The organism is Streptomyces arenae (assembly GCF_022343545.1).
Lineage (GTDB): Bacteria > Actinomycetota > Actinomycetes > Streptomycetales > Streptomycetaceae > Streptomyces > Streptomyces humi.
Map to the genome: position 1 here is coordinate 168,652 of NZ_JAKQYH010000043.1, position 12,642 is coordinate 181,293.

Genomic DNA, 12,642 nt, shown 5'->3' on the forward strand with positions numbered 1-12,642 from the left:
CTGCTCACGCCGCCAGTTCGAAGAGACTGGCGGCGACGGTCGCGCTCACCGATACGGCTGCCGTCGTACCACCGCCCTCGACGAGGACCGGCGATGCCAGGACGACAATGGGTACCAGCAACGGCCACTGGTTCACGCCGTCCGTCGCCTGGGGCAGGATACCCAGGCCGGGTTGGTCGATGGTCCCCGGATAGGGGCCCGGCCCCGGACCGGGTGTGGGCTGTGGCACGGGCTGGGACTGCTGCTGAGCCACCGCGGTGGGACTGGAGCTCAGCACGCGCCTGAACTTCTTGTTCTGGGGTCTGCCGTAGATGACGGCCCCCGGCTCCGGCCCGATCACCTTGTCGCCGTTCACCACGTTGTACGGTCCGCCGATGGTCCATCCCAGCACCGAGTTCTTCCCGTCGGCGCGCATCCGGTTGACGTACCACTGGGCCTCGGGAACGGCCTTGGCCGCCACTCCCGCGGACTTGACCTCCCAGACGTAGTAGATGTCGTGGTTCGGGTCGTAGCCGACGATGTCCGGCACTCCGTAGTTGCACGACGCCCCGGGATTCTTGCCGGGGTACATGCACTTCTTGCTGGCACCCGGTACCTGCAGCGAGGTGAAGATCTTGAAGTTCTTCACGCCCAGCGCCTTGACCTGCATCTGGATCACCTTGATGGCCCGGTCGCGGGCCTGGTCGTGCCGGGTTGTCTTGTTACCGGTGGCGGCGCCCAGCACCGGCGGCGCGGGATCGTCGTGACTCGACCCGTCGTACTGGTCGGACTCCGGGTCGTTCTCCGGCTTGTACGTTCCGTACGTGCCGTTGCTGCCCGAGCAGAAGTGGGGGTAACACGACTCGAGACCAGTCGGATCGGACTGGGTGACCGGGTTGTCATTGGCGTAGGTGTAGCCGTTGAGTGACTGGCCCTGGTCGGTGCTGAGGACCGGGTCGACGCTGATGAAGCGGCCGGTCACCGGGTCGTACTCGCGGGCACCGAGGTGGGTCAGGCCGGTATCGGTGTCCGAGGTCTTGCCCAGGAAACCCTTGTCGTCCGCCCATGTGCCGGTGCCGCCGGAGCGGTTCCCGCCGAAGGGGGTGCTGTAGCGCTTGGTGACGGACTGCGTGGTCGACTCGACCGCCAGGGCGGAGGTGCCGTGCCGGTCGGCCGCGAGCCAGGTCAGCGTGTCGGTGCCGGTCCTGTTGCTGCGCAGCGCGACGGTGGACTCGCCGGCGGTGTAGTAGCGCTGCGCCCAGTGTTTGGCGGTGGAGGTCCTGGTGTCGAGGTGTACCTCGGTGGCTCCGAGGTAGAGGACCGTCTCGCCCGCGGTGTTGCGGCGGATGAGGAGACTGCCGTCGGCGTCGTAGACGTAACCGGTGGTGCTGCTGCCCTCGACCAGCTTGCCGAGGTCGCCCTCCTCGTTCCAGACCAGGGACTGCGAGGAGCTACCGTCGGGGCGGGTGGTGGTGTTTCCGGTGGTGTCGTAGGCATACGTGGGCGTCACGCCGGTGCAGGAGACGGCCGTGGTGACCGCCGCCAGGGCGTGCGTGCGGGTGCCGTCGTAGCAGTAGGTCTTCTTGGTGTCGCCGCCGGTGGCGTGGGTGGTCTCGGTCGTGCGCAGACCGGAGGCCTGGTACTCGTACGACGTCCAGTACGGGCTCGCCCCGCCGAGGTTGGCCGTGGTGCGGCCGCTGGTCGAACAGTCGGCGGTCCTGGGGGTCCAGGCCTCGGTCAGCCGCTGGTGGCCGTCGTAGGCGAAGCACTGGTTGTCCGCCGCCGACGTCCCGCCGAGCGTGGTGGGGTCGAGGACGGAGGTGACGTTGCCCGCCTCGTCGTAGGCGTAGTTGAGCTCCTGGAGCTCGTAGCCGTGGGTCTGGTCGGTGACCGCGGACTGCTTGAGACGGCCCGTGCCCTCCTCGAAGGTGTTGGTGATGTACGCCTTCTTGGTGCCGGTGGCGGAGGAGGTGCCCAGGGTCAGCTGTTCGGTCTCGCCCACCGCCGAATAGCTGGTGCCGAGGACGTAGCCGCTGGCGCCGGAGACGGTGGTGGGCAGACCGACGCCGTTGTAGTCGGTGTTGATCTGCTCGGCCGCCAGACCACCGGCGGCGGGCTCCTTGGTGTACTGGCGGGTCCCGTCGACGTTGTAGTACGAGGAGAAGTCGAGCGTGGCGGAGGGGATCGCGCCCGAGGTGACCAGGGCGTCACCGGCCGGCAGGACGATCTGGCTGCCGGTGGGGTGGTACAGGGCGTCGTAGGCGGTGACCTTCTTCGTGTAGGCCGTGCCCGAGCTGCCGCTGCCGCCGACGTAGCGGACGGCGGTGTCCAACTGTCCCTTGGCCGCGGTGTCGTAGGTGTAGGCGGTCAGCTGGTTGGCGGCGACCTGCTCCTCGGTGGTGGAGGTCAGGTCGGCGGTGGCCGGGGCACTCCAGGTGCCGGAGACCCGGCCGAGGGTGTCGTAGGCGGAGATCACCACGCGCCCGGCCGCGTCCTTGATCCAGGAGACCTGGTCGAGGCTGGTGTAGCCGGTGGTGGTCCGCCCCTTGTCGGGGTCGGTGGAGGTGACCTTGCGGCCGTAGAGGTCGTAGCCGTAGGACCAGACGGAGCCGTCCGGTCCGGTGATCGTCGACTCCTTGCCGTCCGGGGTGTAGGTGAAGGACGTGGAGGTGTAGGCGGATCCGGTGCCGCTGCCGTAGGCGGCGTCCGCCGGGGAGGTGCCGGCGTACTCGCGCCGCTCCACGGTGCGGCCCAGCGCGTCGGTGACCAGCCGGGTCGCGGAGCCGCCGGACAGGCCGGTGGTCGCGCTGGAGTCACCGGTGTAGACGGTCGACGTGGTCCAGCGCTTGACGCCGTAGACGTACAGGGTGTTGTCGGTGGCCCGTTCCGCGCCGTCGAACGTGGTCGAGGTCTGCTGGGCGGCCTCGCCGTACTCGGCTCGGGTGTAGGTGCCGTTCGGTGTCTTGTCCTGGTCGAAGATCTGCGCGTACGTCTCGTAGGCGAGGCCCCGGCTGTCGTAGCGGGTGTCGGTCAGCAGCCGGCCGCCGAGCGCGCTCGGGGACTGGGTCTGCAGGGGGCGTAGCAGTGCGTCGTAGATGCTGTAGGCGGTGTTGTAGGTGTCGCCGTCCGCCTTCAGCGTCGAGGTCGACGTCCAGGAGGGGGCGTCGGCGGTGACCGAGTAGGCGTAGGTGTGGTTCGCCGACTGGCCGGAGGAGCGGGAGCGGTTGGGCAACCAGACCGAGGTGACCCGGCCCAGCGCGTCGTACGCCGTCTCGGTCAGCTTGGTGTTGACGTCGAAGACCTTGGTCTTGGAGCCGCGCGCCGGGTCCAGGTAGGTGTAGCTCTTCTGGCTCTTGGGGTTGGTGATCACCGTCCGGGTCAGCGGGCCGGCGTCGGTGGGGGTGTAGGCGGCGCTCGTGGTGTTGCCTGCCGCGTCGGTGACGGACAGGGGGCGGCCGAGCTTGGTCGTCGACGTGTCGTAGGCGGTCCTGCTGACGGTCCCCCAGGAGGTGGGCGCGCGTTCGCCGCCGGTGGCGCCGGCCGGGTAGGCGGCGGCGCGGCCCTTCCAGGTGGCCAGGCCCAGGGTCGGCGTCTGGGCGGCACTCCACGCGGTCGCCGAGGTGTTGTCGTAGACGGTCGCGGTGTCGGAGAGCACATCGCCCGGGCTCGCGGCGGACGTCGGCAGGCTCAGTGCCGTCTCGGCCACCGAGCAGGGCCGGCCGACGGTCCGGGTGCGGGAGGGCAGGGCGGTGATGCCGAGCGCGTCGTTGCGGGCGTACCAGGTGCGGGTGCAGGTCTCGTCGCCCGACTTGGCGGTGTCGCCCGAGTCGTCGACGGTGGCGGCCATGCCGTAGTCGTCGTAGGTGGTCGCGGTGGTGCGGGTGCGCCACTTCGCGGTGGCGGTCAGATAGGTGTGGGTGTACGCCTTGGCCTCGCGGACGTAGTAGGCCTCGGTGTCCGCGTACGACTTGTGCTGGGTGGCCGTCTTCCTGGACCAGGGGTCGTGGACGGTGACGCCGACCGGCGTCGACCCGTCATAGGTGATCCTCTCGCGCAGGAAGCCGGCGTAGGGCTCGCTGTCCGTCTGGTCGGCCACGTCGAGACCGCTGACGTCGACACCCGCGACACTCGCCGGACGGCGGGCGCTCGCGTCGAGTTTGCCGTCCGCGTCCAGCAGCCGGTCGCCGTCCATGCCCTGCAGGTAGACCGAGACGGTCTTGCTGCGGGTGGTGCCCGTGCCCTTGGTGGCGGTGACCTGGCCGTAGCCGCGGAAGACCGACCAGGTGCGCTCGTCGGCGGGGGTGAACGGGTTGTCGTCGTAGTGCCAGGCGGGATCCGCGTAGGAGTACTGGTACTCGACCGCGTCGTTGCCGCCGGTGGGGTCGGACACGTCGACGGCGAGGACGCGGTACTTGTGGAACCAGTCGATCGACGCCTCTTCGGCACCGTTGATGTTCCAGAACTGCGGGTAGCAGGACTTGGTGTTGTGGTCGGCCTTGGCCGGTATGTTCGAGCCGCGCACGCACTCCGGCTCGGAGAGGGTGACGCGGGTGATGGAGCCGGTCTCCGAGGTGACGCTCTCGATGCGGGGGCGGGACAGCGGGAGGATGTCGTCGGTGGCGTCGACGCGGTTCTCCCGCATCTGGTAGGTGAAGTCCACCGGCGGCAGGGTGATGGCGGTGCCGTTCCTGCCGGTGTGCCGCAGGCTCTTGAGCACCAGCGTCTGGTCGCTGGTGTCGCCGATGTCACCGCCGTCCAGGAACTGCTGGGTGAACGCCCATGAGTCGACGGCGGTGAAGTCACCGGACACCGCCGACCAGGCGTACGTGTCGAGCTGGGTGAGCCGCTTGCGGGTGAAGAAGAACGGGCCGCGGACATCGCAGTCGGCGTCCTTCTTGCAGATCGCGTCGGAGGGCACGTCCGGCCAGTTGTCGGCCGTGGAGTCCTTCAGTTCCGAGCAGTCGGAGGCGGTGCAGCGCTCCTCATAGGTGAAGGTGACCTTGTCGGAGGTGACGCCGGTGAACAGGGTGTCGGCGCGCTGCCCGTAGAGGATCCTGTCGAGGCGGCCGCCGCGGATGTACTCGGTCGTGGCGGTGGAGGCGCCGTTCTTGCCGTAGTAGTTGGTCTCGGGCGTGTACCAGTACGTCATGGCGTTGCCGTTGAGGTCCTCGACGTAGTCGAGGTTCCAGCGCCAGGCCTGGGTGACGGAGCGGTCGGCGAAGGCGGAGCCCTGGTCGTAGCCGGGTTCGCCGGAGTCGTCCCCGTAGACGGGCACGGTCCACACCGAGTTGGTGCGTTCGGTGCCGGCGCCGGCGAGCTTGTTCAGACCGAAGACGTACTTGGTGCCTTCGCCGGTCGTCACCGTCCAGTACTCGCCGTTGCCGTCGCCGTTCTCGGCGCCGGTGGAGTGGGTGACGGTGGAGGCGTCGTCGTTCTTCAGCCGCCAGACGCCGGTGGTGTCGTCCTTGACGAGCTCACCGGACTTGCCGTTGAGAACCAGGGAGGCGTTGTCGTACTTCCAGCACAGGTCCGACTTGCCGCTCTGACCGTCCTTGTCGCAGCTGCCGTAGGACCGCTCGACATAGGAGCCGGAGGTGAGCTCGAAGCCCTCACCGATCGAGGTGGACTGGTTGTTGGTGGAGGCCGTGCGCCCGTCGACACCGCCGGAGTCGTACGACAGTTCCAGGTCGGGCTGGGGGCCGATTGCGGCGGGCGGCGTGGCCAGGGGGTAGGACCAGGTGAACGCTCCGGACGAGCCGCCGGCCTCCCAGGTCGAGGACGAGGACAGCGGGGTCGCCGAGTAGTCGCCCGCGCCGGACGTGGAGGTGCCGGAGGTCGCGGCCAAGGCCAGCACGGTGGCGGAGGAGGCCGGGGCGAACGCGACGTCCGCCGAGACGGTCTGCCCGTCGCTGTCGTTGTCCGAGGCAAGCGGCGCCCGAGTACGGCAGGCGGCCTTCTCGGGCGTGGTCAGCGCACACTCCGGGAGCCGCACCACCCCCAGCCGCCCCGACCAGCCGCCCCCGTACGCCGACGCGAACGCCGAGTAGTCCACGGTCAGACGGGCGCGGCCCGGCTTCGTGGCCGTCGCCGTGAGCAGGACGCCCTTGATGCCCGCCGCGGCCGTGGTGCCGCGGTCGAGGACACGGATCGACGCGTCGCCGTCCGCCGCGTTGCCCACGCTGCCCCGGGCGACCGTGACCGGGAGCCCGCCCGGCTCGGCCGTGGTACGGCCCGAGCGGCCGCGGGGCACGGCGACGGTCGCCCGGCCCGGCCTGGGCCAGGCGGCGTGCTGTTCCGCGGTGGCCCGGCGGGCCTGGGCGGAGTTGCGCTCGCGTGCCGCGGCGACGGCCGCGCGGGCCTTGTCCGCGCCGAGGCCGGTGACCGCCCGGACATCGCTGTCGCGCTGCTTCGGCACCTCGGGGCGCCCCAGGCCACCCGTCACGGCCTGGGCCGGAGCCGCGGCGGGCAACGCGCCGGTGGCCAGTGCGACGGCCAGTGTCACGACGATCCCGGCGCGTCTGCCGCGCAGCCAACGAAGCACTCTCGTACCGGTTTTCACGACATACCCCTGTCAAGGCACGGCCGCACACGCGGCCACGGAGGGAAAGAAGTCGGAGGAGGGCGGGCGGCGTCAGCCGCCGATCATGGTGTCGAGCTGGGTGCCGTCCGCCGCCGCGCCCGCCCAGATCCGGATGTCGGAGATCCGGCCGGGCAGGTAGTGACCCCAGGCGCCGCGCACGTAGTCCTTGCCCACGGCGAGTTCACCGGAGCCGACGACCGCGGTGAACGGGGTGTCGGTGTCGTTCTGGGTCGAGTCGAGGTAGAGGGCGACGGTGCCGGCCTGCGCGTCGTACACCCCGGTCAGCCGCACCCTGCTGCCGACCACGGCCGTGCTGTCGGAGTCGACCGCGGTGAAGGTGCCGTCGGCGGCCAGACGGCCGAACCGCCAGAAGCCGACGGGCACTTCGTAGGGGTTGTCGTCGTCGTCGAAACGGGTCTCCGTGCCGGTCGTCTCGTACCACAGGCCCCAGGCCGAGCCGTCGGCGGTGCGCTGGCCCAGTACCTGGCCGATGAAGCCGGCGCCCTTGGCGTTCAGGGCGGCCTGGTCGAGTTCGACCTCGGTGGTGACGGTGAAGGAACCGGTCTCGTCGACCACCGGTCCCGCGGTGCCGGCCGCGTCGTCGGTGCCGTCCAGGACGATCGCCTCACCGTCCAGTGCGGCGCCTCCGGTCAGCGTCAGCGAGCGCCCGTAGCCGGATACGGTGTCGGCCAGCGTGGTGCCGCTCGCGCCCTCGGGGTTCCAGGCGGCGACCAGTTCGGTGGCCGTGGCCGTTCCGGCGCTGTCCAGCAGTCTCGCCTCCTTGGCCACGTCGCCGGGCCGCAGCGCCTCCTGGAACACGGCGACCTCGTCGATGCGGCCGCGCCAGTACTGCGTGTAGGTGCCGTGCGCATAGCTCGCGCGGCCGATCTGCAGTGCCCCGTCCGGGGTCTGCTTCTCCCCGCCGGCCGGCACGGCGACCGGGTCGCCCTGTGCGCGGCCGTTGACGTACAGCTGGATGGTCTTCGCGTCGGCGTCGTAGACGGCCGCCACATGGGTCCACACCTTCAGCACCGGGCCTTCGGCGTCCGCCCCGTTGGTGACGTAGTGCCGGGTGCCCGCGCTGTCGGACCAGTCGTAGCGGAACACCCACCGCTTGGCGCCGGCCGAGTAGTAGAGGACGAATCCGGAGTCGTCACTGCCGGTCTGGGACAGGACGGCCCGGTACTCGGTGCTCTCCGTCAGATACGCCCAGGCCGAAACGGTGTACGAGGACTGGGTGTTCACGGCGGCGGTCGAGGTCGCCGCGTATCCGGACTGCCGGGTGGTGTCGGAGGTGTCGTTGAGCCACAGCGAGCGGTCGCCGTCGCCCCGCCGGCCGAACCCGGACCAGCCGGCGCCGGTGGTGTAGAGGGTGGCGGGGTGCCGGGTGCCCTCGGTCGCCGCGGAGTCGGCGGCGAGCGTGACGCCCGAGTTGGCCACGCCGTCGTCGAAGTGCCAGCGGCCGGTGGCTCCCTGGCTCTCCTGCACGTTGAACTTCACGCTCGCGATGGCGCCCCAGCGGCCGCTGCCCACGTTGTCCAGGGCCCGTACCTGGAGCACCTGGGTGCCGGCCAGGTCGGGTGCGATGGCCTTCTTCACCGTCGTCCCGGTGACCGTGGCCGACCAGGCGCTGGAGGAGGACAGCTTGTAGCGGTACCCCACGACCGTGGCCGCGTCGCCCGACGCCGGGGAGAAGGTGAAGTCGTCCTTGACACCGGGACCGCCGGCCGGGGCGCAGGCGTTGGCCGTGCAGGCCGTGTACTTCGTCCCGAACGTGATCACCGGCGCCTTGGGGGCCGTCGTGTCGACCTTGAAGTAGCACCAGCCCTTGGTCGTCACCGTGCTGTGCGACTCCAGATAACTGGCACCGCCGTTGTAGTAGGAGCGGGTGAACACCGCCATCCGGTAGGTACCGCCGTCCGCCAGTGTCACCGGTGAACTGACCGACACCTTCTGGTTGTCGTTCACATAGCCGGGACTGACCGGCCGTACCGGCTCGGTGACCACGGCCCAGGTGCCGTCGGTGGCCTTCTTCTGCACGTAGAAGTGCGTGCGCAGGTTCGCCTCGGACTCCCCTCCGGAGAGGGTCTGGGCCACCGCGCTGAAGGTGGGCGTCGGGTCGGACAGCACCGCCGGGTCGCTCGCGTCCGTCTCGCAGGAGGAGATCTCGCCCGACAGCACACCGGGGCTGGTCGGCGGCGCCGGGACGCCCACGTAGTCGACGTCCAGCACGGCGTCGTCGTCGAACCGCTTCCAGCCGTTGGGGTCCGACTCGTTGTACGCCTTCAGCATCAGCGTCAGCCGGGAGAAGTCACCGGCGGCGAAGGACTTCACGGTGTCGGTGAGGTTCTCGTAGTTCTGCGCCGGGTCGTCGTTGAACTCGATCGGCGCGTCCGGCTGGCTCGGGTCGCAGGCGGAACCGCGGCCCGCGGACACCGTGCGGTCGCCCATGATGTCCCAGCCGCTGGTCGGCCCCGGCCATCTGGTCGCGGACGAGATGTTCGGCGTCCGCACCAGCTGCACGGTGGTGTGGGTGCAGGACATCGACCAGCGCTCGGTCACCCGGAACGTGGCGTCCAGCACCCGCTTGCCGCGCAGCGCGGTCGGCGCGAACTCGAAGTACATGCGCTGCTTGTAGCCGGAGCCGCAGTAGTAGGCGTAGCCGCCGGTCACGTAGGTGCCGCAGTAGCCGACGCCCTCTCCGTCGTCGCCGCCGGAGAAGTTGTAGAAGGTGTCGCCGTCCGAGGACAGCAGGGTGCGCTCGGACTCCCCCCAGGAGACGTCGGGGTCGATGTAGAGCGGGAAGACCGTGTCGTCGCCGGTGAGCAGGCCGGCGTCGGGCACCACGGTGATCGAGTCGTCGTCGGCGGTCACGGGCAGCACGGCGGACGCGTCGCCGTCGCTGGGGCCGGCCGCGGGGTCGGGGGCCTCGGCTCCGTCGGAGGCGACCGGAGTGTCGGCCGCCCGCAGGGACATGGCCGACGTCCCGGCGGGTGTCGCCGTGTCTCCGGCCGAGTCCCACTGGCGGGCGGTCGGTGTCCGGAACACCGCGTTGCCGTCGGCGTCCACGGCGTTGAGACCGCCGCCCGCGCCCTCGCTCAGGGTCAGCCCCTCGGCCCGTACCGGGAAGTCGAGCCGCTTCAGTTCGTCGCTCGCCGCGGCCCCGGCCGTCTTGACGACGAGCGCCTCGCGGTAGCCCTCGGTGGTGGCGGTCATCCGCAGGTCCACTCCGGGCAGCACCTCGGAGTAGACGGCCGATGCGCCGTCCAGGGTGGGCTCGGGCAGCGTGCCGGGCCAGCCCACGGTCAGCGAACGGCCGCCCTCGGCCACCGTCACCAGGCCGGCGCCGTCCCCGCCGCCGGAGAAGGACACGTCCGCGACCGCAGCCCGCGGGCCCACGGTCCCGTCGGCGCGGCGCTCCAGCGTGGCGTCCGGTTCCGCCCAGGAGCCGTCGGCCCGCTCGACGCGGACCGGCACGGTCGAGAGGCTGAGGGAGAAGGTGCTGCCGTCGGGATTGGCGTAGGTCGTGGCGTATTCGGTGCGGTCGCCCTTCACCTCGACCCGCTCATTGCTGTCGACGGCTTCCTGCGAGGCTTTCTGTGCCTCGGTCAGCTGCGCCTGCGGATTCTGCCCGGCCACGGCGGGCGCCGGAATCGCCGTGAGCGTGCCCGCGCTCACCGCGACGACCGCGGCCAGACTCAACAAGCCTCTTGTGACACGGTTATGACGATGCGTCAGCTCAGGTCTCACTACAGCCCCCCGTAGTCCCCAGGTCCCCACCGGGGGCAATTTTTACGCACCTTGACCGACCATGGTCAAGATTGAACTCGGGATTACTCGCCTTTTGGTCCGTCGCCGGAAATCAGGGGCGGAGAGAATATGAACACGCGGTTAATGCGGGGCGGATGGAAAAAGCGCCGGGAAAAAGCGCCGCCCGTCGCGCGACGTTCGCGCGGGACCCCGGACACTGGACATCACGTGAGGTTAGGCTAACCTAAGCGACGACCTGTCCGGCGGGGTTTCCGCACGTCCGAAAGCAGCCACAGCCATGTCCAACGCCAGAGCAGCCCACCTCACCCGCCGTGGCATCCTCGCCGCCGGCGGCGCCCTCGGCCTCGGTGCCGTGCTCGCCGCCTGCGGTGACGACGACAAGAGCGGTGGCTCCTCCGGCAAGGGGACGACGGCCGCCGATTCCGGCCCCTGGAGCTTCAAGGACGACCGCGGGACCACGGTGAAGCTGGACAAGGCCCCGGCGAACATCGTCGCGTTCGTCGGTGTCGCCGCCGCGCTCCACGACTACGGCGTCGAGGTCAAGGGCGTCTTCGGCCCGACCACGACCAAGGACGGCAAGGCCGACGTCCAGGCCGGCGACATGGACGTCAGCAAGCTGACCGTCCTCGGCAACGCGTGGGGCCAGTTCAACGTCGAGAAGTACGCGGCCCTCGCCCCCGACGTCCTCATCACCACGATGTTCGACGCGGCCGGCACCCTCTGGTACGTCCCGGACGAGTCCAAGGACAAGATCGCCAAGCTCGCCCCGAGCGTCGGGATCTCCGCCTACGACCGTCAGCTGACCGTTCCGCTCCAGCGGGTCTGGGCCCTCGCCGAGTCGCTCGGCGCGGACCTGACGGCGAGCAAGGTGGTGGACGCCAAGAAGCGCTTCGAGGCCGCGTCCACCCGGCTGCGGGCCGCCGCCAAGGCGCACCCCGACATCAAGGTGCTGGCCGGGTCCGCCGCCCAGAGCCTGTTCTACGTCTCCGGCACCAACCTCTCGGTGGACCTGGAGTACTTCAAGGCGCTCGGGGTGAACTTCGTGGAGCCCTCGGCGTCCGTGCTGAAGAAGAGCGGCGGCTGGTACGAGGACCTGAGCTGGGAGAACGTCGACAAGTACCCGGCCGACGTCATCATGATGGACGACCGCTCGGCGACCATCCAGCCGGCCGACATCACCGAGGCCACCTGGAAGAAGCTCCCCGCGGTCCAGGCCGGCCAGGTCATCGCCCGCTCCCCCGAGCCGATCTTCTCCTACGACAAGTGCGTCGCGATGGTGGAGAACCTCGCCAAGGCCCTGGAGACCGCGAAGAAGGTCAGCTGACCTTCCCTCCGCGCCCCCTACAACTTCCTGACTCCCAGGAGCTCATATGACGACGGCCGTAGCCGCCCCGTTCCGTTTCTTCTCCCTCCGGGTCGTACGGACGAGGCGGCTCGGTCCGTCTCTGGTCCGGGTCACCTTCGCCGGTGCGGACCTGGCGCACTTCCACTCCCACGGACACGACCAGTCCCTCTCCCTGTTCCTCCCGGCACAGGGGCGCGCCGAGCCCGTCGTCCCGATCGAGCTGGGCGACAGCTGGTGGCAGGGCTGGCGTGAACTCCCCGACGACGTACGGGCCGTGATGCGCTCGTACACACTGCGGGCGCTGCGCCGGGATCCCGACGAGATCGACATCGACTTCGCGCTGCACGGCATCGGGCCGGGTGCGGCCACGCCCCCGGGGCCCGCCTCCCGCTGGGCGGCACGGGCCGGCGCCGGGGATCCGGTGGTGCTGCTCGGCCCGGCGGTCGCGGACAACCGGGCGATCCGTTTCCGGCCGCCGGAGGACACCGATCTGGTCCTGGTCTGGGGTGACGAGACGGCCGTGCCCGCCGCGACCGCGATCCTGGAGGCGCTGCCCGCCGGGACCCGGGCCCGCGCCTGGCTGGAGGTCCCGCACGCCGGGGACGTCCAGGACGTGGTCACCGGGGCGGACGTGGAGATCACCTGGCTGACCGGCGGGCGCGGCGCCCTGGCGGAGATCCGCGCCGCCCGGCTCCCGCGCTGCGAACGGCCGTACGTCTGGATCGCCGGCGAGGCGGGGCGGGTGCGGGAGCTGCGCCGGCATTTCGTCCGGGAGCGCGGGACCGACCGCCGCCGGGTCACCTTCGTCGGCTACTGGCGGCAGGGCCTGACGGAGGAACAGCTCCGGGCGGCCGGCGAGTAGTTGGGGGCCGGAGTGACCGCCGTCACGGGAGAGGCAGCGTTTCGCTCGCGTTACTTAGGTTAGGCTAACCTAAGTGGAGCTGATCGCTCCGCCCCTCGCACGGAT

The 12,642-nt window shown here is 70.4% G+C and carries 4 protein-coding genes; 2 read left to right on the plus strand and 2 right to left on the minus strand.

Translation table 11 applies throughout. The features are described 5' to 3' along the window. Window positions 1-4: 4 nt before the first annotated feature. The gene (locus MB828_RS18880) at window positions 5-6,538 is read right to left on the minus strand and encodes an RHS repeat domain-containing protein (protein ID WP_301649243.1); all 6,534 of its coding nucleotides are present in this window, start codon (window positions 6,536-6,538) and stop codon (window positions 5-7) included. A gap of 72 nt (window positions 6,539-6,610) precedes the next feature. Further along, entirely contained in the window at window positions 6,611-10,261 is a 3,651-nt protein-coding gene (locus MB828_RS18885; protein ID WP_301649244.1) for a LamG domain-containing protein, read from the minus strand. A gap of 346 nt (window positions 10,262-10,607) precedes the next feature. Here MB828_RS18885 and MB828_RS18890 point away from each other — a divergent pair, with 346 nt between their 5' ends. After that, window positions 10,608-11,654, plus strand: coding sequence for an ABC transporter substrate-binding protein (locus MB828_RS18890; protein ID WP_301649245.1), 1,047 nt, complete (start codon window positions 10,608-10,610; stop codon window positions 11,652-11,654). Window positions 11,655-11,700: 46 nt separating this feature from the next. Next, window positions 11,701-12,537 carry a siderophore-interacting protein gene (locus MB828_RS18895; RefSeq protein ID WP_133021771.1) on the plus strand — a complete coding sequence of 279 codons (837 nt, stop codon included), beginning with the start codon at window positions 11,701-11,703 and terminating at the stop codon, window positions 12,535-12,537. The last annotated feature ends 105 nt before the right edge of the window (window positions 12,538-12,642 follow it).

Coding starts and splice junctions, on each gene's coding strand:
- MB828_RS18895 (WP_133021771.1), top strand. CDS start 11,701: ATGACGACGGCCGTAGCCGCCCCGTTCCGTTTCTTCTCCCTCCGGGTC.
- MB828_RS18890 (WP_301649245.1), top strand. CDS start 10,608: ATGTCCAACGCCAGAGCAGCCCACCTCACCCGCCGTGGCATCCTCGCC.